Origin of the sequence: Streptomyces sp. NPDC032940, assembly GCF_040636935.1 — a bacterium.
GTDB lineage: Bacteria > Actinomycetota > Actinomycetes > Streptomycetales > Streptomycetaceae > Streptomyces.
This window is the reverse complement of record NZ_JBEZVJ010000025.1, coordinates 41,562-62,167: the sequence shown is the minus strand read 5'-3', so window position 1 is coordinate 62,167 and position 20,606 is coordinate 41,562. Positions and strand designations below refer to the sequence as shown.

The following is a 20,606-nucleotide window of genomic DNA, read 5'->3' as shown; positions in this document are numbered from 1 at the left end:
GGGTGCGGTCGCCGCTCAGTCCAGGGTGACCCGGTCCTGTCGTCGTCGGCGCCGGGACCGCCGGGGTCCGTGTTTCGGGGGGCGAGCGACGGGGCAGCAGCCCATGCTCCGCCGTTGATCTGACACCATTCCCCCGGGGGCCCCGTTCGGTGGACGGACGGAGCCCGTTCTAAGGGATTTGCGACCAGGGGACGGATGGGACCGCGCAGTGCGGGGCTACGAGAGCCAGGAGCGAGAGCCGGCGGCTGACGTCGACCACCTCTCTCGGTTCGAGGCCGAGATGAAGCGGCTGAAGACCGAGCGGGAAAAGGCGATCCAGCACGCCGAGGACCTCGGCTACCAGGTCGAGGTGCTGCGCGCCAAGCTGCACGAGGCGCGGCGCACCATCATGTCCCGGCCCGCCTTCGACGGCGGCGACGTCGGGTACCAGGCCGAGCAGTTGCTGCGCAACGCGCAGGTGCAGGCCGACCAGCTGCGCGCGGACGCCGAGCGGGAGCTGAGCCAGGCCCGCGCGCAGACCCAGCGCATCCTCCAGGAGCACGCCGAGCAGGCCGCGCGGCTCCAGGCCGAGCTGCACCAGGAGGCGGTGACCCGGCGCCAGCAACTCGACCAGGAGCTGGCAGAGCGCCGGCAGACCGTCGAGTCGCACGTCAACGAGAACGTGGCCTGGGCGGAGCAGCTGCGCGCCCGCACCGAGCAGCAGGCCCGCCGGCTGCTCGACGAGTCCCGCGCCGAGGCCGAGCAGGCCCTTTCCGCGGCCCGTGCGGAGGCCGAACGGCTGACGTCGGAGGCCCGGCAGCGGCTGCGCGACGACGCCGAGAGCGCGCGCACCGAGGCCGAGCAGATCCTGCGCCGCGCCCGCGCGGACGCCGAACGGCTGCTGAACGCCGCCTCCACGCAGGCGCAGGAGGCCACCGACCACGCCGAGCAGCTGCGCAGCTCCACGGCGAGCGAGTCGGAGTCGGCGCGCCGGCAGGCCCAGGAGCTGAGCCGGACCGCCGAGCAGCGCATGAGCGAGGCCGAGGAGGCGCTGCGCAAGGCGCAGAGCGAGGCGGAGAAGCTGGTCGCCGAGGCCAAGGAGTCCGCGGCCAAGACCCTCGCGAGCGCCGAGTCGGCCAACGAGCAGCGCACCCGCACCGCCAAGGAGCAGGTCGCCCGGCTGGTCAGCGAGGCCACGAAGGACGCCGAGACCACCAAGGCCGAGGCCGAGCAGCTGGTCGCCGACGCCCGCGCCGAGGCCGAGAAGATCGTCGCCGAGGCCGCCGAGAAGGCCCGTACCGTCACCGCCGAGGAGTCGGCCACCCAGCTGTCCAAGGCCGCCAAGACCGCCGAGGACGTGCTGAACAAGGCGTCCGAGGAGGCCAAGCGGACCACGAAGGCCGCCGTCGAGGAGGCCGAGCGGATCCGCCGCGAGGCCGAGGCGGAGGCCGACCGGCTGCGGGCCGAGGCGCACGACATCGCCGCGGAGCTCAAGGGCGCGGCGAAGGACGACACCAAGGAGTACCGCGCCAAGACGGTCGAGCTCCAGGAGGAGGCGCGCCGGCTGCGTGGTGAGGCCGAGCAGCTGCGCGCCGACGCGGTCGCCGAGGGCGAGAAGATCCGCGCCGGGGCCCGCAAGGAGGCCGTGGCGCAGATCGAGGAGGCGGCGAAGACCGCCGAGGAGCTGCTCGCCAAGGCCAAGGCGGACGCCGACGAGCTGCGGCAGACGGCCACCGCGGACAGCGAGAAGGTCCGCACCGAGGCGATCGAGCGGGCGACGACGCTGCGCCGGCAGGCCGAGGAGACGCTGGAGCGCACCCGTGCCGAGGCCGAGCGGCACCGCGCGGAGGCCGCCGAGCGGGCAGAGGAGCTCCAGGCGGAGGCCGAGCGTGCCGCCCGCGAGCTGCGCGAGGAGACCGAGCGTGCCGTCGAGGCCCGGCAGGCGGAGGCCGCCGAGGAGCTGACGCGGCTGCACACCGAGGCGGAGGAGCGCCGGGGCGCCGCCGAGCAGGCGCTGACGGAGGCCCGTGAGGAGGGCGCCCGGATCCGCCGGGAGGCCGCCGAGGAGAGCGAGCGGCTGCGCGCCGAGGCCGCGGAGCGGATCCGGACGCTCCGGCAGCAGGCCGAGACGGAGGCCGAGCGGCTGCGCACCGAGGCCGCCGCCGACGCGTCCGCGTCCCGCGCGGAGGGCGAGGCCGTCGCCGTACGGCTCAGGTCGGAGGCCGCGAGCGAGGCGGAGCGGCTGAAGTCGGAGGCGCAGGAGAGCGCGGACCGGGTGCGGGCGGAGGCGCAGGCCGCCGCCGAGCGCATCGCCGCCGAGGCGTCGGAGACGCTGGCCGCCGCCCAGGAGGAGGCAGCCCGGCGCCGCCGCGAGGCCGAGGAGCTGCTGGGCGCCGCCCGGCAGGAGGCGGACCAGGAGCGCGAGCGGGCCCGCGAGCAGAGCGAGGAACTGCTGGCCTCGGCGCGCACCCGCGTGGAGGAGGCGCAGGCCGAGGCGGTCCGGCTGGTCGAGGAGGCCGACCGGCGCGCGACCGAGATGGTGTCGGCCGCCGAGCAGCACGCACAGCAGGTGCGCGAGTCCGTCGCCGGGCTGCACGAGCAGGCCCAGGAGGAGATCACCGGGCTGCGCAGCGCCGCCGAGCACGCGGCGGAGCGCACCCGGCGCGAGGCCGAGGAGGAGGCGGACCGGGTCCGCGCCGACGCCTACGCGGAGCGGGAGCGGGCGAGCGAGGACGCCGGCCGGCTGCGCCGCGAGGCGCAGGAGGAGACGGAGGCCGCCAAGGCGCTGGCCGAGCGGACGATGTCCGAGGCGATCACGGAGGCCGACCGGATCCGCACGGAGGTGTCCGAGCACGCCCAGCGGGTGCGCACGGAGGCGTCCGACGCGATCGCCGAGGCGGAGCAGAGCGCCGCGCGCACCCGGGCGGACGCCCGCGAGGACGCCAACCGCATCCGGTCCGACGCGGCGACGCAGGCGGACACCCTGATCACCGAGGCGCGGTCCGAGGCGGAGCGGCTCACCACGGAGACGGCCGCGGAGACCGACCGCCTCCGCACGGAGACGGCCGCGGAGGCGGAGCGGGTCCGTACGGCCGCGGAGACCGAGGCCGACCGGCTGCGCACCGAGTCGGCGGCCGAGGCCGACCGGGTCCGTGCCGAGGCGAGCGCGCAGGCGGAACGGCTGCTGTCGGAGGCCGGCGGCGAGGCGGAGCGGCTGCGGGCCGAGGCCGCCGAGGCGGTCGGTTCCGCGCAGCAGCACGCCGAGCGGATCCGCACCGAGGCGGAGCGGCTCAAGGCGGAGGCGGCGGCGGAGGCCGAACGGGTCACGGCGGCCGCCCGCGAGGAGGCCGAGCGGACCCTGGACGAGGCCCGCAAGGACGCCAACAAGCGGCGTTCGGAGGCGGCCGAGCAGGTCGACACGCTCATCACGGAGACCACGGCGGAGGCCGACAAGCTCCTCACCGAGGCCCAGCAGCAGGCCCAGAAGACCACCGCCGAGGCGGAGTCGCAGGCCGACACGATGGTCGGCGCGGCCCGTACGGAGGCCGACCGGATCGTCGCCGAGGCGACGGTCGAGGGCAACACCCGGGTGGAGAAGGCCCGTACGGACGCGGACGAGCTGCTCGTCGGGGCCCGGCGGGACGCGACGGCCATAAGGGAGCGGGCGGAGGAGCTGCGCGAGCGCCTCACCTCCGAGATCGAGGAGCTGCACGAGCGGGCCCGCCGCGAGGCCGCCGAGACGATGAAGTCGGCCGGTGACCGCTGCGACGCGCTCGTCAAGGCCGCCGAGGAACAGCTCGCCAAGGCGGAGGCGAAGGCCAAGGAACTGGTGTCGGAGGCCAACTCCGAGGCCGGCAAGGTGCGCATCGCCGCCGTCAAGAAGGCCGAGGGGCTGCTGAAGGAGGCCGAGCAGAAGAAGGCCTCGCTGGTCCGGGAGGCCGAGGAGCTCAAGGCCGAGGCGGTCCGGGAGGCCCGGCGCACGGTCGAGGAGGGCAAGCGCGAGCTGGAGACCCTGGTGCGGCGCCGCGAGGACATCAACGCCGAGATCTCCCGCGTCCAGGACGTGCTGGAGGCGCTGGAGTCCTTCGAGGCCCCGGCCGGCGGCAAGGACAACGGGGTCAAGGCCGGTGCGACGGTCGGCGCCCCCCGTTCGGGTGGCAAGTCGTCAGACGGCTAGCGTGCGTGGTGGTTTCCGTGTCTCCTGGAAGGCTCTGACTCACCCTGCGTCTGGACCTTTGACCTGAACTTTGGCAAGCCATCCGCGGGTTAGCCACTCAAAAGAGGTGTCATTCTCCAGACCAAACACGCATCCGCTCGATGACACACCGCATTGGCGCCTAGGATTCCCTCTATCACCTCACCCGGTCTCTTTCGACAGGAACCCCATGAGCGACACTTCCCCCTACGGCTTCGAGCACGTGCGGCGTGGGTACGACCGCGCTCAGGTGGACGAATACATCTCCAAGATCATTTCTGATCGCGACAGCGCTTTCTCCCGCATCACCGCTCTGGAAAAGCGCATCGAGGAGCTCCACCTCGAGACCCAGAACGCCCAGGCCCAGGTCAACGACGCCGAGCCGTCGTACGCCGGTCTCGGTGCGCGGGTCGAGAAGATCCTGCGCCTCGCCGAGGAGGAGGCGAAGGACCTGCGGGAGGAGGCCCGGCGCGCGGCCGAGCAGCACCGCGAGCTGGCCGAGTCGGCGGCCCAGCAGGTGCGCAACGACGCCGAGTCGTACGCCGCGGAGCGCAAGGCCAAGGCCGAGGACGAGGGCGTCCGGATCGTCGAGAAGGCCAAGGGCGACGCCTCGCAGCTGCGCTCGGAGGCCCAGAAGGACGCGCAGTCCAAGCGCGAGGAGGCGGACGCCCTCTTCGAGGAGACCCGCGCCAAGGCCGCGCAGGCCGCCGCCGACTTCGAGACGAACCTGGCCAAGCGCCGTGAGCAGTCCGAGCGCGACCTGGCCTCCCGTCAGGCCAAGGCCGAGAAGCGGCTCGCGGAGATCGAGCACCGCGCGGAGCAGCTGCGCCTGGAGGCGGAGAAGCTGCGCACGGACGCCGAGCGCCGCGCCCGCCAGACCGTCGAGACGGCGCAGCGCCAGGCCGAGGACATCGTGGCCGACGCCAACGCCAAGGCCGACCGCATCCGTTCCGAGTCGGAGCGCGAGCTCGCCGCCCTCACCAACCGCCGCGACTCCATCAACGCGCAGCTGACCAACGTGCGAGAGATGCTGGCGACCCTCACGGGCGCCGCGGTGGCCGCCGCGGGCACGCCGGCGGAGGACGAGCCGGCATCCCGCGGGGTGCCGGCGCAGCAGTCCCGCTGACGCCGGGACACGGCCGGGCCGGACGGAAGCAGAACGCGGGCGAAGCCCTCTGTCACTGGGGTGGCAGGGGGCTTCGTCCCGTTCTAGCGTGGGCCGCATGATCGAGCTCGAGGGGCTGACGAAGCGGTACGGCGAGAAGGTGGCGGTCAACAACCTCACGTTCACCGTCAGACCCGGCATCATCACCGGCTTCCTCGGCCCGAACGGTGCGGGCAAGTCGACCACCATGCGGATGGTCCTGGGCCTGGACCGGCCCACCGCCGGGGACGTCCGCATCGACGGCCGCCACTACGACCAGCTGAAGGACCCGCTCACCTATATCGGCGCCCTGCTGGACGCCAAGGCGGTGCACGGCGGACGCAGCGCCTACAACCATCTGCTGTGCCTGGCGCAGGCCAACGGGATCCCGTCCCGGCGGGTGCACGAGGTGCTGGACACGGTGGGTCTGACGGCGGTCGCGAAGAAGAAGGCGAAGGGCTTCTCCCTCGGCATGGGCCAGCGGCTCGGCATCGCCGGCGCGCTGCTCGGCGACCCGCGGATCCTGATGTTCGACGAGCCGGTCAACGGCCTGGACCCCGAGGGCATCCACTGGATCCGCAATCTGATGAAGACGCTGGCCGCCCAGGGCCGTACGGTCTTCGTCTCCTCCCATCTGATGAGCGAGATGGCGCTGACCGCCGACCATCTGGTCGTCATCGGCCAGGGCAGGCTGCTGGCGGACACCTCGATGGCCGAGTTCATCGCGGAGAACTCCCGCAGCTACGTCCGCATCCGCTCCCCGCAGCGGGAGCGGCTGCTCGACGTGCTGAGCGGCGCCGGGATCACGGTCGCCGACAGCGGTGCCGAGGTGCTGGAGGTCGAGGGCGACAAGTCGGAGGCGATCGGCGAGCTGGCGGCGCGGAACCAGATCGTGCTGCACGAACTGAGCCCGCAGCGGGCCTCGCTGGAGGAGGCGTTCATGCAGCTGACCGCGGAGTCGGTGGAGTACCACGCGCACGGCGGGCAGCCTCCCGCGGCCGCGCCGGGGGCGCCGCAGGACGGACGGCGGGACACACAGTGGGGCGGGCAGCAGCAGGCACGGCAGTGGGGCAGCGACTGGAGGCAGCGATGAGCACGGCCGCGACACAGGTCGTCCGGTCCGAGTGGACCAAGATCCGGTCGGTGGCGTCCACGGTGTGGACGCTGTCCCTCGCCCTGGTCGTCACCGTGGCCCTCGGCATGCTGATCTCGGCCCTGTCGAAGAACGAGTTCGACGACATGAGCCGGCGGGACCAGCTCTCCTTCGACCCGACCTTCATCAGCTTCGCCGGGATGAGTCTCGGTCAGCTGGCGATGATCGTCTTCGGGGTGCTGGTGGTGGCGAACGAGTACAGCTCCGGCATGATCCGCACCTCGCTGGCGGCCGTGCCGCAGCGGGGCACCTTCCTGTTCAGCAAGGTCGCCGTGGCCACGGGTCTCGCCCTGGTCGTCGCCATGGTCACCAGCTTCGTCACCTTCTTCCTCGGGCAGGCCATGCTCGGTGACCTCAAGGCGTCGCTCGGCGACCCGGGGGTGCTGCGGGCGGTCATCGGCGGCGGCCTCTACATGACCCTCATCGCGATGTTCTCGATGGGCGTCGCCGCGATGCTGCGCTCGCCGATGCTGTCGCTCGGCATCCTGATGCCGTTCTTCTTCCTGATCTCCAACATCCTCGGCAACGTCGACGTGACCAAGAAGGTCGGCCAGTTCCTGCCCGACCAGGCCGGCAGCAAGATCATGCAGGTGGTGACCCCGCTCGACGACGACACACCGTACGGCCCGTGGGGCGGCCTCGGGATCATGGCGCTCTGGGTGGTGGCGGCGCTCGTCGGCGGATATCTCGTGCTGAAGCGGCGGGACGCCTAGGAAGGCGGCGGGACGGCTGGGAGGAAGGCGGGGGAACGAGGTCCGGGCGGCCGGTTTTTTTACCCGGACTTGAAGGGAACCGTCAGCGCCTCGATATCCTCCTAACCCTTACGGGGGCGTGTGCCCCGCTGTCCTGAACCTTTCGATGGGTGCGGAGCATGATCGAGGCAGTCGGCCTGACCAAGCGCTACGGCGACAAGACCGCTGTGTACAACCTGTCCTTCCAGGTGCGGCCCGGTGCCGTCACCGGCTTCCTCGGACCCAACGGCTCCGGCAAGTCGACGACGATGCGCATGATCCTCGGCCTGGACAATCCGACCGCGGGACACGTGACGATCGGCGGCCACCCGTACCGCAGGCTCCCCAACGCGCCCCGCCAGGTCGGCGCCCTGCTCGACGCCAAGGCCGTGCACGGCGGCCGGTCCGCCCGCAACCATCTGCTGAGCCTGGCCCAGCTGTCGGGCATCCCCGCCCGGCGCGTGGACGAGGTGCTGGGCGTGGTCGGACTCCAGGACGTCGCGAGGCGGCGCTCCAAGGGCTTCTCGCTGGGCATGGGCCAGCGGCTCGGCATCGCCGCCGCGCTGCTCGGCGACCCCCAGGTGCTGCTCTTCGACGAGCCGGTCAACGGCCTGGACCCCGAGGGCATCCTCTGGGTGCGGAACCTGATGAAGGCGCTCGCGGCGGAGGGCCGTACGGTCTTCGTCTCCTCGCACCTGATGAGCGAGATGGCGCTGACCGCCGACCACCTGATCGTCATCGGGCGCGGCCAGCTGCTCGCCGACATGAGCGTGACGGCCTTCATCTCGGCGAACTCCGCCGACTTCGCGCGGGTGCGCACGCCGGACACCGAGCCGCAGCTGCGCGAGAAGCTGACGTCCGCGCTGACCGAGGCGGGCGGGCACGTGCTGCCCGAGCAGGACGGCGCCCTGCGGGTGACGGGCCTGCCGCTGCCCCGGATCAGCGACATCGCGCACGAGACGGACGTACGGCTGTGGGAGCTGTCGCCGCACCAGGCCTCGCTGGAGGAGGCGTACATGCGGATGACGCAGGGCGCCGTCGACTACCGGTCGACCATCGACCAGAAGGCCGGGCTCCAGCAGCCGCTGCCGCCCGGTGCCCAGCCCCAGATGCCGGTGCCCGGACAGGGCCAGCCCGACTGGTACGCCCCGCCGCCGCCCCAGCCGGGCGCTCGGCCCGGGCCCGTGCCGCAGGGCCCGCCGGTCCAGACCCCCGCGGGCCCGTACGGCGCCGCCCCGGCCGCCCCCGGTGGTCCCGCGGCGGGCGGCACACCGTCGGGCAACCCCTACGCGCAGCCGTCCCCGGCGGCTCCCGCCACTCCCCCGGCCGCCGCCTCACCCACGCCGGCCGCCCCGGCTTCCCCCGCCACCGCCCCCGCGCCCGTCACCGACCCGACCAAGTCCGAGGACGCCCGATGAGCACGCCCCAGCCCCCGATGCCGCAGGCCGCGCCCGAGTGGCAGGCGGCGGCCGCCGCGCCGTACCCCACCTACACCTCGCCGATCCCGGTGGTGCGCACCCATCTCGGGCACGCGCTGGCCTCCGAGTGGACCAAGATCAGGTCGGTGCGCTCGACGATGTGGACGCTCGGCGTCTTCGTCCTGCTGGTCCTCGGCATCGGGACGCTGACCGGCGTGGTGGTCGCCAACTCCACCACGGACGCCTCCGGCGAGAGCGCGCTCAGCCTCGGCTTCTTCGGTCTGCTGCTCGGCAGCATGTGCCTGATCACGCTCGGCGTGCTGACCACCGCATCGGAGTACGGCACCGGCATGATCCGCACGACGATGACCGCGTGCCCCAGCCGCGGCCGGGTGCTCGCCGCGAAGGGCATCGTCTTCTTCCTGGTCGCCTTCGTCGTGACGCTGGTGTCGGCGACGCTCGTCGCCCTGATGCACGTGGCCCTGCTGGAGGACCACGGCGCGGCGTCGCCCACCGGCGAGGAGTGGCTGAAGGGCACCGTGGGCGTCTCGCTCTACGTCGCGCTGCTCGGGCTGCTCTCGCTCGCCGTCGGCTCGGTCATCCGGCACTCGGCGGGTGCCATCACCATCATGATCGGGGCCGTGCTGGCGCCGCTGGTGATCGCGCTGTTCATGTTCTCGAAGTCCCTGGAGGACGTGCGCGACGCCCTGTTCGAGTACTCGATCCCGAACCAGATGAGCATCTTCTACACCAACTCGCTCACGGAGTCCGGACCGTCCGGCTGGGACCCGCTGTGGATCATGCTCGTCGTGACGGCCGCCGCGTTCGCCGGGGCCTTCGCGCTGCTGCGGCAGCGGGACGTCTGAGCGGCACTCAGAACCTCGGCGCGTTACGGGACCGCTGCACCCGCGTGGTGCGGCGGTCCTTCGCGTTCCAGCAGGCCTTGTGCCAGTGCCTGCGGTCGTCGACGCCGGCGTGGGCCGGCCAGGCCACCACGTGCGGGACGCCGTCCGGAATCAACTGGTCGCAGCCCGGGCAGCGGTAGGACTTGCCCTGCGCGCTCGCGCCCGCCACATGCCGTACGCTCCAGTCCTCGCCCTGCCAGCTCTCCGACGACTGCCAGCCGCCGTAGCGGCCGGCGCCGTCGTCCTCGGCGCTCCGGCCGGACGGACCGGCTCCCTTGGGTCGGTTGCGACGCGGGGACACGGGACACCTCACGGAGCTATACAGGAAGTACGGACCGCGTCCAGCCTACGCGGCACGGGCGCGACGCCCACGGACCTCCCGTGACGGCCGATTCTGCAGACAATCCGCATATTCCTTCGCCCGGCCGTGTCCTCGGCACGTGTCGGGCGGTTATGCCCTGTGGGGGAGCTCCGTGTCGGAGCCGAGGAAGCAGGAAGAGCAATGCGCGTTGGAAGTTTCGTGTTGGGCGCCCAGTTCCCGGGCCAGGGCCAGGGGGAAGCGCTGCACCGCGCGGTCCGCTCGGCCGAGGTCGCCGAGGAGGCGGGACTCGACACGGTCTGGCTGGCCGAACACCACTTCGTGCCGTACGGCACCTGTCCGTCGGCCGTGACGCTGGCCGCGCTGCTGCTGGGGCGCACCCGTCGCATCCGGGTCGGCACGGCGGTCAGCGTGCTGCCCACCGTCCATCCCGTGGCGCTCGGCGAGCAGGCCGCGCTGCTGCACGTCACGAGCGGCGGCCGGTTCTCGCTCGGCGTGGGCCGCGGCGGCCCGTGGGTCGACCTGGAGGTCTTCGGCTCGGGCCTGGAGGCGTACGAGTCGGGTTTCCCGGAGTCGCTCGATCTGCTGGTGCGCTGGCTGCGCGAACCGGCCGTCGGCGCCGACGGGGACCGCTTCCGGTTCCGCGAGGTGCCGGTCGTCCCGCGGCCCGCACAGGCCCTGTCCGAGGCACCGGGGCCGGAGGTCGTGGTGGCCTGCACCTCCCCGGCGAGCGTGCGCACGGCCGCCGAGCGGGGGCTGCCGATGCTGCTCGGGATGCACGTCGGGGACGAGGAGAAGGCCGAGATGGTCGCCCTGTGGCAGCGGCACGCCCGCGCCGCCGGCCGTCCGGAGCCGGAGATCCGCGACGCCGCCCATGTCTCGGCCGGCGTCTGCCAGATCGCGGACCGGCGCGCCGACGCGGCCGAGACGCTGCTCAAGATGATGCCGGGCTGGCTGCGGCAGGGGCTGGGCGCCCATGTCACGGTGGACGGCCGGGCCCGGCGGATGCGCGACCCGCTGGCGTACACGGAGTTGCTCTGCGGGCTGCACCCGGTGGGCACGCCCCGGCTCTGCGCGGACCGGCTCGCGGCGACCAGTGAGCGGACCGGCATCTCCCGTTTCGCACTGCTCGTCGAGGGCTCCGGCGACCTCGCGGCCACCGAGGACAACGTGCGGCGGCTCGGCACCGAGGTGCTCCCCCGGCTCCGCTGAGCGGGCCGGTGACGGACTCGCACCCGGGAACCGCGAGGGGCCGGGCGGGCTTGCCGCTCCCGTACGAACTGCACCTCCCGCGTACGGAGCGGCAAGCGGACGATCATCGCCTCAGCAGTCGCGGAACTCGGGCGACTGATTCAGGATCTGGCTGCGCACCGAGGTGAAACGGGTCAGCGTCTCGTCGACGGAGGAGTCCAACGGGAACACCGCCACCCGGTGGCAGTTCTGGAAGGCCAGCCGCACTCCGAAGTGGCGCTGCAGCGCACCGCGTATGGCGTCACTCGCGAGCGCACGCAGCAGCTGACCGCGCGCCTGCTCGTCCGGCGGAGGCGTCTGGTTGTCGGCGAACGCTCCGCCGTCGACCTTCAGCTGGGCCACCAGGGAGCTGACCATCTCCCATGCGTAGGGCAGGGAGGTCCGGACGCAGTCGACGAATTCTGCTTCGTCGACCTCGCCTCGCTCGGCCTTTTCGAGTAGGGCCGGTGAGACGTCGAGCGACATGGGTACTCCTCTCGCACCCCCGACCAGCAGGGGTTGCCGGACAGTGAAGGGAGCGCGCGATGTCGGACACGCTGAGTACACACCTCGCGACCTCCCGTTCAATACCGTAAGCAACCGATCGTGACCGCACCAGGAGAATGCCCAGATGGGCATCATCCGGTACGCACACAATCGGCCAGTGCGCAACACGGGTCCAATGGGAGAAGTGGGGCTTTCCGCCGGGCGCCGGAGGCGGAGGCGAATCGCGTCGGGGCGGGCGCGTCGAGTAGCGTTGCCGACCATGCGTCTCGTCATCGCCCGCTGCTCCGTCGACTACGCCGGACGGCTCACCGCCCACCTTCCCTCGGCCCCCCGGCTGATCCTGGTCAAGGCGGACGGCAGCGTCTCGATCCATGCCGACGACCGGGCCTACAAGCCCCTGAACTGGATGTCGCCGCCCTGCACCCTCAAGGAGGGCGCCGGTGACGAGGCGGGTGTCTGGACCGTCGTCAACAAGGCGGGCGAGAAGCTCATCATCACGATGGAGGAGATCCTCCACGACTCCTCGCACGAACTGGGTGTGGACCCCGGCCTGATCAAGGACGGCGTGGAAGCGCACCTCCAGGAGCTGCTCGCCGACCGCATCGAGACCCTCGGCGAGGGCTACACCCTGATCCGCCGCGAGTACCCGACGGCCATCGGGCCCGTCGACATCCTGTGCCGGGACGCCGAGGGGAAGACGGTCGCCGTCGAGATCAAGCGACGCGGCGAGATCGACGGCGTGGAGCAGCTCACGCGGTATCTGGAGCTGCTGAACCGCGATCCCCGTCTCGCCCCGGTGCGCGGTGTCTTCGCGGCCCAGGAGATCAAGCCGCAGGCCCGCGTCCTGGCCACCGACCGCGGCATCGGCTGCCAGGTGCTGGACTACGACGCGCTGCGCGGCATCGAGGACGACAAGCTGCGGCTGTTCTGAGCGGAGCGCGAGCGAGAAGAAGTGGGGCCGGGTCCGTGGTGCGGACCCGGCCCCTCTTCTCGTGCCGCCGTCTCAGATGATCTCGCCGGTCGCCGGCGCGGATCCCGCGCCGCCCGTCGGCGTGCCGCTCTGCGTCGCGCTCGCGGAACCGGCGGGAGCGCTCGCGGTGGTCGGCGTGGTGGTGCCGGGGCCGGTCGCGCTGTCGGATGTCTGCGGGGTCGACGGCGGCGGCTCGGACGTCGGCGACTCCGTGGGCGGTTCGGACGTCGGCGTCTGCGACGGCGTGCCGGTGGGCGGCTCGGACGTCGGCGGCTTCGAGGGCGTGGGCGGCTTCGACGACGTCGGCGGCTGCGTCTTCGTCGGCCCGCCGGTGCCGGACGGGCTGCTCGGGCCGCCGGAGCCGCTCGGGCGCCCGGACTCGCCGCCGCCGGAGCCGGCCGAGGGCCGGGCCGTCTCGCTGGGCGTCGGGTCGTCGGAGGTGCCGAGCGTGCCGTCGGGGCCGGGGTCGGTCGGCCGGTCGGTAGCCTCGCCGGTGTCCGCGGAGCCGTTGCCGTCGTCGGCCGGCCGGTCGGCGCCCAGGCTGCCGTCGTCGACGCCCTGACTGGCCGACGGGTTGACGCCGACCTGGTCGGAGGGCGTGCCCGCGTCGTTCTCGGAGGTGGCGCCCAGCGTCACCACCGTGCCGAGCACGGCGACGAGCAGCGCGCCCGCACCGGCGGCCACGAGATTGCGCCGCGCGAAGCCCTTGATGCCGCTCCCGGCCTTCCCGGACGGCCCCGGGGACTCGTCCCGGCGCACGATGAGCGTCGGGGACTGCGGGGACGGCTGGAGCGGCGGGAAGGGCGCCGGCACACCGGCCGGCGGCGACGCCGACTCCTCGTGCCGGGCGTCGGGCACCTCCTCGCCCGCGGTCGGGCCGAAGGCCGCGCCGGTGCCCGGGCCGAGGGCCCCGAAGGCGGCGCCGGGCGTGCCGGTGCCCGGGCCGGGGGTGTCCCCGGCGCGGTCCGCGACCAGGGCGAGGGCACGCCGTCCCGCGACGGCGCCGCGCTTGTCGGCGAGCGCTCCGCGCAGCCCGATGGACGCCTCCAGTTCGGCGCGGGCCCGGTCCAGCTGCCCCTCGCACAGCGCGAGGACGCCGAGCTCGTGGTGGAAGTAGGCCTGTTCGGCGACGTCTCCGGCGAGCCGGGAGGCCTCCGCGCCGGAGCGCAGCGCCCGTTCCCAGGCGCTCCAGTGCAGCCCGGCGGCGAAGGCGGGGGCCGCGGTGCGGGCCAGCCGGACCGCGGGGCTCTCCTCGTCCTCCGCTGCCGGGGTCGTCGTCGGCACCAGCACGGCGAGGGCGGCCAGTACGGCGTCGGCCTCGGCGCAGACGCGCTCGGGGGTGACCGAGGGGTGTCCGGCCCACCATGCGTAGTGCCGGGCGGTGGCCGGCGCCTTCTCCCGTATGCCGTCGGCGTATCCGGCGCTCTCCAGCTGGGCGAGCACGCCGGCGGCGAGCCGGTAGCGGGAGCCGACGGGCGAGACCAGTCCGCAGTCGGCCAGCTCGCCGAGGGCGGCGTCCGCGTGGGTGTCGCCGACCAGCGCGGGCAGGTGCGCCTGGTGCGGCACCTCGCCGCCGAGGGCGACGGCGAGTTCGAGGGCGGTGCGGGCGGAGGCGCTCAGCCGGGAGGCGAGCAGCGGAGCGGGCGCGGCGGCCTCGCCGACGGACGGCAGGGGCACCTCGTCGGTCTCGGCGCCGTCGTAGGGCGTGTCCTCGGCGGGGCGGGCGTCGGTGAAGACGCCGAACTCGTCGACGGCGTCGGCACCGGCCCGCAGCCGGTCGCGCCGGCGCAGCAGCGCACCGGCCTGCACGAAGCGCAGCGGCAGGCCCTCGGACTCGAACCACAGGTCGCCGGCCCAGTTGGCCTCCTCGTCGGTGAGGGGCCGTCCGGCGGCGCGCTCCAGCAGCTCCACGCCGTCCGAGCGGTCCAGGCCGGTGAGGAAGACCTCCTCGACGGACGAGGCGGCGGAGGGCGCGGGCACGTCCGGCGTCGCGGCGATGAGGAAGGCGCACTCGGGGGTGGCGTCCAGCAGCTCGTCGAGGGCGGTGCCGCCGAACTCCGCGTCGTCCAGGACGACGACGGCGCCGACCTCGCGGACGAGGCCGAGCAGTTCCTCCCGCTCCGGCCGGTGCAGGGGCGCGCGGTACACGGCGTGGAAGAGGTCGTACAGCAGGTCGTCGGGCGTGCGGTGGAAGCCGTTCAGGCGGATGACGCCGTCGGGCGCGAGGTCGGCGCAGTCCTCGGCGACGACGTCGAGGAGGCTGGTGCGGCCGGAGCCGGCGGGGCCGGTCAGGCGCACCGAGCGGCCGCGGGCGAGCAGCCGGGCCAGGCGCTCGCGTTCGTCGTCGCGGGCCAGCAGGCCGAGCGCGGGCCGCACCGGTCCCGGCGGGACGGGCGGCCGTGCGGCGCGGTCCAGTTCGGCGCGTTCGGCCGCGGTGAGCTTCTCCGGCCGGGCGGGGCGCTCTCCCCCGCTCTCGAATTCGCTCGAGCGGGAGGTGCCCCCAGGCGGGCAGACCTCGATCTCGCTGCCGTCGACGGGGTTGACGGTGAGCAGGAAGTCGCCGGAGACGAGCTGCACGGTGCGGGCGAGCGCGGGCGTGTGCTGGCCGAAGTCGGATGTGAGGGGGTCCCTGGGCGGGCGCGTGCGCGGCGTGCTGCCGTCGTGGCCGTGCTCCTCGGGTCCCCGGTTGTTCGGGTCCATAGGTCCAAGCCCCCCAAAAGCGTCGTGTGCCGGGTCCCCGGTCGGGACCACCCCTCCCGGCCTTGCCGCACACCGCGCTGTCGCTTCTGGTCCGGGCCCGCCAGTGGGTTGCGATGCGGCGGGCAGCCAGACCCTAAACCTTCGCTCAGTATCTCCGACAGTCCGGGGTGCCGACCCGTCCGAGACGTCACAGTCTCGTGAGGATTGCGCGCGTCGGGCGTTTCGCCGGGCCGTGTCCCGCGGGTCCGCGCCGCCACCGGGGAGTCACACCCTGGGCAGGGTCTCCACGCCGATGCCGCCCTCGATGGCCAGGATCCTGTGCAGCCGGGTCGCCACCAGCAGGCGCTGCATCTGCGGCGGTACGCCGCGCAGCACCAGGCGCCGGCCGCAGCGGCCGGCCCGCCGGTGGGCCCCCATGATCACCCCGAGTCCGGTGGCGTCCCAGGAGTCCAGCTCTGACAGGTCCAGGACCAGGTCGCCGACTCCGTCGTCGACGGCCGAGTGCAGGACCGTACGGGCGTCCGCCGCGCTGCGGACGTCGAGGCGGCCCCCGACGACCAGCTCGACGTGGTCGCCCCTGATGTGCATATGCGCTCCCCGGAGTGCGTCTCGTCTCGGCGATGTGTCCCACGGGGTGATCTCTCGTCCCGCGAGAGGTGGTCTCTCGGCGATATCAGGTCATGCAACCTCTGACTGAGCGAAACGATCGGAGGTTGCCGCCTGTGAGCGAACCGATACCGAATTCACCCCGGCGTGTGATGTTGCCCGGGCCGGGGCGGGACTCGGTGCGGACTCAGTGCGTGTAGAAGCCCTGCCCGCTCTTGCGCCCGATGTCACCGGCGTCCACCATCCGGCGCATCAGCTCCGGCGGGGCGAACTTCTCGTCCTGGGACTCGGTGTAGATGTTGCTCGTGGCGTGCAGCAGGATGTCCACGCCCGTCAGGTCGGCGGTGGCCAGCGGCCCCATGGCGTGGCCGAAGCCCAGCTTGCAGGCGAGGTCGATGTCCTCGGCGGTGGCGACGCCCGACTCGTACAGCTTCGCGGCCTCGACGACGAGGGCGGAGATGAGGCGGGTCGTGACGAACCCGGCGACGTCGCGGTTGACGACGATGCAGGTCTTGCCGGTGGACTCGGCGAACTCCCGGGCGGTGGCGAGCGTTTCGTCGCTGGTCTTGTAGCCGCGCACCAGCTCGCACAACTGCATCATGGGGACCGGCGAGAAGAAGTGGACGCCGACGACCCGCTCGGGGCGCTCGGTCGCGGCCGCGATCTTGGTGATCGGGATGGCGGAGGTGTTGGACGCGAGGATCGCCTCGTCCTTGACCAGCTTGTCGAGGGCGCGGAAGATCTCGTGCTTGACCTCGAGCTTCTCGAAGACGGCCTCGACGACGACGTCCGCGTCGGCGGCGGCGTCCAGATCGGTGGTCGCGGTGATGCGGGCGAGAGCGGCCTCGGCGTCGTCCGCGGCGAGCTTGCCCTTGGCGACGAACTTGTCGTACGAGGCCTTGATGCCGTCGGTGCCCCGCCGGAGCGCCTCGTCGGTGACATCGCGCAGGACGACGTCCCAGCCCGCCTGCGCGGAGACCTGGGCGATGCCGGACCCCATGAGTCCGGCTCCGATGACGGCGAGCTTCCGTGCCACTGTGCGACTCCCCTGATACAGGCCGTGTGTGTCCTCTCGGCCGGAGATTAGCGGGCGTGAGCCGCTGTGTGACCGGTTAGTAACGCGCGTCACGTCTCAAATGACGGACGTCACACCGCGCGGTGCCATTCGGGTGTCAGTCCGCGCCCCGGACGGCGTAGTTGAGCACCCTGTCGCTCAACAGGTCCTCCATCTCGTCCAGCAGTACGAGGGTGTCGCGGGAGACCTCGGCGGGCTTTCCGCCGGCCGTCATGCGGCGGCCGATGGCCGTCATCACCGTGCCGTGCAGCCAGCTGATCTGACCCGCCATCAGCGAGGGCACCGGGTCGCCGTCCGGGGCGCCGGTCACCTCGCGCAGGGTGCGCTCCAGGTCGTCCTGCACCTCCTGGGCGATCGCCCAGAGCCGGGAGCGCAGCGCGGGTGAGGCCTCGATGACCCCCATGAACCGCGCGTATCCCTCCATGAGGCCGACGCGGGGGGAGACCGTCTCGACCTCCTCGCGCAGTTCGCGCAGCACGGCGCGGGCCGCCGACTCCCCCTCCCGCCGGCCGCGCACCCAGCGCGAGAGGCGGTCGACGACGCCCTTGGAGCGGTCGAGGAAGAGGTGCTCCTTGGCCGGGAAGTAGTTGTAGACGGTGTTGACGGAGACGTTCGCGGCGTCCGCTACCTCCGCCACCGTGACGGCCTCGAAGCCGCGCTCCAGGAACAGGCCCGTGGCGACATCCGAGATGTACTGCCGGGTCTGCCGCTTCTTCCGTTCCCTGAGTCCCTCGGCCATGTCCGCATCCTAGCTTCGCTGGGGCCGCTCAAAACTTGGTGTCATTGCAAAATTTAAGTGACTCTGTTTTTCTGGGGGCATGGCAATCATCAGTACGGCCGGTCTGGCCCGTACCTTCCGGACGAAACAAGGCCCGCTCGAGGCCGTGCGCGGCATCGACCTGACCGTGCGCGAGGGCGAGATCCTCGGCCTCCTGGGACCCAACGGCGCCGGTAAGACCACGACCCTCCGGATGCTCACGACCCTGCTCGCCCCCACCGGCGGCGCGGCCACCGTCGCGGGGCACGACCTGGTGAGGGACCCCGCCGGCGTGCGCCGGTCCTGCGGGTACGTGGCGCAGTCGGGCGGCGTGGACCCGCAGATCACCGTGCGGGAGGAGCTGGTCACCCAGGGCCGCCTGTACCGCCTGCCGAGGGCGCGGGCGGCCGGGCGCGCCGAGGAGCTGGCCCGCGACCTGGACCTCGAGGGGCTGCTCGACCGCAAGTGCGGCGCGCTCTCGGGGGGCCAGCGGCGCCGGCTGGACATCGCGATGGCGCTCACCCACGACCCGGTGGTGCTCTTCCTGGACGAGCCGACGACCGGCCTGGACCCCGGCAGCCGCGCCGGCCTGTGGGAGCTGGTGCGCCGGCTGCGCGACGAGCGGGGCACCACGGTCTTCCTGACCACCCACTACCTCGACGAGGCCGACGCGCTCTCCGACCGCCTGGTCGTCGTCGACCGGGGCGTGGTGGCCGCCGAGGGCACCCCCACCGCCCTGAAGCTGGAGTACGGAGGCACGCTCGACGCCTCGCTCCAGGACACCTTCCTCGCCATCACCGGCCGCGGCCCCGCCCCGGCCGACGCCGCCCCCGTCGCCGTATAGGACCCCGCATGCTGCTGCACGACACCGCTCTCGTCTACGGCCGCTATCTGCGCCAGTCGCTGCGCTCGCGTTTCGCGCTGCTCTTCGGCGTGCTGATGCCGCTGCTGTACCTGCTGTTCTTCGGGCCGCTCCTCACCGGCCTGCCGCTGGGCGGACGGGGCAGCTCCTGGCAGGTGCTGGTGCCCGGGCTGCTGCTCCAACTCGGGCTGTTCGGCGCCTCGTTCGCCGGCTTCATGATCATCCTGGAGAAGGGCCAGGGGGTGGTCGAGCGGATGCGCGTCACGCCCGTCAGCCGGCTGGCCCTGCTGCTGGGCCGGGTGCTGCGGGAGGCGACGGTGTTCGTCTTCCAGGCGGTGCTGCTGGTGCTGGCCGCGGTCGCGATGGGGCTCAGGGCGCCGCTGCCGGGCGTGCTGATCGGGTTCGCGTTCGTCGCGCTGCTCACCGTCTCCCTGGCGTCGCTGTCCTACGCGCTGGCGATGAAGGTCGCCACCCCGCAGGGGTTCGGGCCGGTGATCAACGCGCTGACCATGCCCGCGATGCTGCTGAGCGGCCTGATGCTGCCCATGACGCTGGGCCCGCGCTGGCTGGACGTGCTGTCCCACTTCATGCCGCTGCGCTATCTGGTGGACGCCGTGCGGGACGCCTTCGTCGGCCACTACGCCACCGCGCACATGCTGTACGGCGTCCTGGTCGCCGTCGGCCTGACGGTGCTGTCCGTGACGGTGGGCACACGCGTGTTCCGGACCGCCGGAGCCTAACTACGCTGGCCCCATGGTCAACCTGACGCGCATCTACACCCGGACCGGCGACCAGGGCACCACCGCCCTCGGTGACATGAGCCGGGTCCCCAAGACCGACCTGAGGATCTCCGCGTACGCCGACGCCAACGAGGCGAACGCGGTGATCGGCACGGCGATCGCCCTCGGCGGGTTGAGCGACGCCCTCGTCAAGGTCCTCGTCCGCGTCCAGAACGACCTGTTCGACGTGGGCGCGGACCTGTCGACGCCGGTGGTGGAGGACCCGGAGTACCCGCCCCTGCGGGTCGAGCAGTTCTACGTCGACAAGCTGGAGGCGGACTGCGACCGCTTCCTGGCCGAGGTGGAGAAGCTCCGCTCCTTCATCCTCCCCGGCGGCACGCCCGGCGCGGCCCTGCTGCACCAGGCGTGCACGGTGGTGAGGCGGGCCGAGCGCTCGACGTGGGCGGCGCTGGAGGTCCACGGCGAGACGATGAACCCGCTCACCGCGACCTACCTCAACCGCCTCTCCGACCTGCTGTTCATCCTGGCGCGCGTCGCCAACAAGGAGGTCGGCGACGTGCTGTGGGTGCCGGGCGGGGAGCGTTAGCGCGCTCCCTCCCGCTCCGTGTCCCGTCCCGCGGGGACCGGGGCCGTCGCGGCCGGGGCCTTCTTCGGCCAGATCGCGTACGTCAGCGCGATCAGGCCGTGGACGCCCACCGCCCTGAGCGCCACCCACTGGAAGCCTCGCAGCGACGAGACGTCGCCGTCGTCCCCGACGTACCAGACGGCGCCCTGGAGCAGTGCGCAGGCCACCGCGGCGCCCAGCACCGTGCGCAGCCACAGCCGGGCCTCGTGCAGCGCGCGGGCGGTGCCGTAGCGGGGCGGCTTCGGCGGGGGCGGGCCGCCGGCCAGACGGTGGGCGGCGTGCCCGTCGAGCCAGCGGATCGTGTAGTGGCCGTACGCGACGGTGTAGCCGATGTACAGGGCCGCCAGGCCGTGCTCCCAGCCCGGCTCGGCGCCGTTCCTCAGGTCGACCGCCGTGACGGCGAACAGCACCAGTTCCAGCAGCGGCTCGCACAGCAGCAGGACGACACTCGTGCGGCGCCACTTCAGCAGGTAGCGGGCGGCCAGTCCGAGTGCCAGCAGCACCCAGAAGCCCACCTCGCAGGCGATGATCAACGCGACGACCACGACACGCTCCCTTCGTTCACCCTTCCAGGCTCCCGGGGGATCCCGCCGCTTTCGTCGTCGCCGGTGACGAACCCGCGGTACATCGAAGGATGCAGTGCCGGACCCTTCCCCGGGACCAGGCGGGCGGAGCGCGGGCCGTGTTGGA

General features: G+C 72.8%; 18 protein-coding genes. 11 read left to right on the top strand and 7 right to left on the bottom strand.

Translation table 11 applies throughout. The features are described from left to right. Positions 1-208: 208 nt before the first annotated feature. The 6 genes from scy to AB0E77_RS25865 all read left to right on the top strand — a co-directional run bounded on the left by scy (position 209) and on the right by AB0E77_RS25865 (position 9,486). Positions 209-4,156, top strand: a complete 3,948-nt coding sequence (gene scy / locus AB0E77_RS25890; RefSeq protein ID WP_361574495.1) for a polarized growth protein Scy — start codon at positions 209-211, stop codon at positions 4,154-4,156. Positions 4,157-4,364: 208 nt separating this feature from the next. Continuing rightward, positions 4,365-5,300, top strand: a complete 936-nt coding sequence (locus AB0E77_RS25885; RefSeq protein WP_361574492.1) for a cellulose-binding protein — start codon at positions 4,365-4,367, stop codon at positions 5,298-5,300. A 97-nt stretch (positions 5,301-5,397) separates the two neighbouring features. Then, positions 5,398-6,411: an ABC transporter ATP-binding protein gene (locus AB0E77_RS25880; protein WP_361574490.1), complete on the top strand. Its 1,014-nt coding sequence runs from the start codon at positions 5,398-5,400 to the stop codon at positions 6,409-6,411. Beyond that, positions 6,408-7,184: an ABC transporter permease gene (locus AB0E77_RS25875; protein ID WP_361574487.1), complete on the top strand. Its 777-nt coding sequence runs from the start codon at positions 6,408-6,410 to the stop codon at positions 7,182-7,184. Before AB0E77_RS25880 ends, AB0E77_RS25875 begins: the two co-directional genes overlap by 4 nt. Before the next feature lie 158 nt (positions 7,185-7,342). Beyond that, a complete protein-coding gene (locus AB0E77_RS25870) occupies positions 7,343-8,620 on the top strand; it encodes an ABC transporter ATP-binding protein (protein ID WP_361574484.1) in 1,278 nt (425 codons plus the stop codon). Beyond that, complete coding sequence (locus AB0E77_RS25865; protein ID WP_361574481.1) at positions 8,617-9,486, top strand: ABC transporter permease subunit; 870 nt, start codon at positions 8,617-8,619, stop codon at positions 9,484-9,486. Before AB0E77_RS25870 ends, AB0E77_RS25865 begins: the two co-directional genes overlap by 4 nt. A 7-nt stretch (positions 9,487-9,493) precedes the next feature. On the opposite strand, the gene AB0E77_RS25860 is transcribed toward AB0E77_RS25865, so the two are convergent. Then, positions 9,494-9,826 carry an ATP/GTP-binding protein gene (locus AB0E77_RS25860; RefSeq protein WP_361574478.1) on the bottom strand — a complete coding sequence of 111 codons (333 nt, stop codon included), beginning with the start codon at positions 9,824-9,826 and terminating at the stop codon, positions 9,494-9,496. Positions 9,827-10,027: 201 nt separating this feature from the next. Between AB0E77_RS25860 and AB0E77_RS25855 the strand changes: the two genes are divergently transcribed. Then, on the top strand, positions 10,028-11,056 hold the full coding sequence (locus AB0E77_RS25855; RefSeq protein ID WP_361574475.1) for an LLM class flavin-dependent oxidoreductase: 1,029 nt from the start codon (positions 10,028-10,030) through the stop codon (positions 11,054-11,056). 111 nt (positions 11,057-11,167) lie between these two features. On the opposite strand, the gene AB0E77_RS25850 is transcribed toward AB0E77_RS25855, so the two are convergent. Next, complete coding sequence (locus tag AB0E77_RS25850) at positions 11,168-11,560, bottom strand: SCO5389 family protein (protein ID WP_161165284.1); 393 nt, start codon at positions 11,558-11,560, stop codon at positions 11,168-11,170. A 280-nt stretch (positions 11,561-11,840) separates the two neighbouring features. Here AB0E77_RS25850 and nucS point away from each other — a divergent pair, with 280 nt between their 5' ends. Beyond that, a complete protein-coding gene (nucS, locus tag AB0E77_RS25845) occupies positions 11,841-12,512 on the top strand; it encodes an endonuclease NucS (protein WP_361574472.1) in 672 nt (223 codons plus the stop codon). A 72-nt stretch (positions 12,513-12,584) separates the two neighbouring features. On the opposite strand, the gene AB0E77_RS25840 is transcribed toward nucS, so the two are convergent. From AB0E77_RS25840 to AB0E77_RS25825, 4 genes are all read right to left on the bottom strand, one after another. Continuing rightward, a complete protein-coding gene (locus AB0E77_RS25840; RefSeq protein ID WP_361574470.1) occupies positions 12,585-15,251 on the bottom strand; it encodes an ATP-binding protein in 2,667 nt (888 codons plus the stop codon). Positions 15,252-15,515: 264 nt separating this feature from the next. Next, positions 15,516-15,839 carry an STAS domain-containing protein gene (locus AB0E77_RS25835; RefSeq protein WP_003973611.1) on the bottom strand — a complete coding sequence of 108 codons (324 nt, stop codon included), beginning with the start codon at positions 15,837-15,839 and terminating at the stop codon, positions 15,516-15,518. A gap of 205 nt (positions 15,840-16,044) precedes the next feature. Further along, positions 16,045-16,893: a 3-hydroxyacyl-CoA dehydrogenase family protein gene (locus AB0E77_RS25830; RefSeq protein WP_361574467.1), complete on the bottom strand. Its 849-nt coding sequence runs from the start codon at positions 16,891-16,893 to the stop codon at positions 16,045-16,047. Positions 16,894-17,029: 136 nt separating this feature from the next. Beyond that, positions 17,030-17,671 (bottom strand): TetR/AcrR family transcriptional regulator, encoded by a 642-nt coding sequence (locus tag AB0E77_RS25825; RefSeq protein ID WP_361574464.1) that lies wholly within the window; start codon positions 17,669-17,671, stop codon positions 17,030-17,032. Between the two features lie 79 nt (positions 17,672-17,750). On the opposite strand from AB0E77_RS25825, the gene AB0E77_RS25820 reads away from it, so the two are divergent. From AB0E77_RS25820 to AB0E77_RS25810, 3 genes are read left to right on the top strand one after another with little or no spacing between them, the layout of a single operon-like run. Next, the gene (locus tag AB0E77_RS25820) at positions 17,751-18,533 is read left to right on the top strand and encodes an ATP-binding cassette domain-containing protein (protein WP_361574461.1); all 783 of its coding nucleotides are present in this window, start codon (positions 17,751-17,753) and stop codon (positions 18,531-18,533) included. Between the two features lie 8 nt (positions 18,534-18,541). Then, positions 18,542-19,291 (top strand): ABC transporter permease, encoded by a 750-nt coding sequence (locus AB0E77_RS25815; protein ID WP_361574458.1) that lies wholly within the window; start codon positions 18,542-18,544, stop codon positions 19,289-19,291. A 13-nt stretch (positions 19,292-19,304) separates the two neighbouring features. Then, positions 19,305-19,877 (top strand): cob(I)yrinic acid a,c-diamide adenosyltransferase, encoded by a 573-nt coding sequence (locus AB0E77_RS25810; RefSeq protein ID WP_361574455.1) that lies wholly within the window; start codon positions 19,305-19,307, stop codon positions 19,875-19,877. On the opposite strand, the gene AB0E77_RS25805 is transcribed toward AB0E77_RS25810, so the two are convergent. Continuing rightward, positions 19,874-20,461 (bottom strand): hypothetical protein, encoded by a 588-nt coding sequence (locus AB0E77_RS25805; protein ID WP_361574452.1) that lies wholly within the window; start codon positions 20,459-20,461, stop codon positions 19,874-19,876. The two genes, AB0E77_RS25810 and AB0E77_RS25805, sit on opposite strands and share 4 nt — an antisense overlap. Positions 20,462-20,606: the final 145 nt, after the last annotated feature.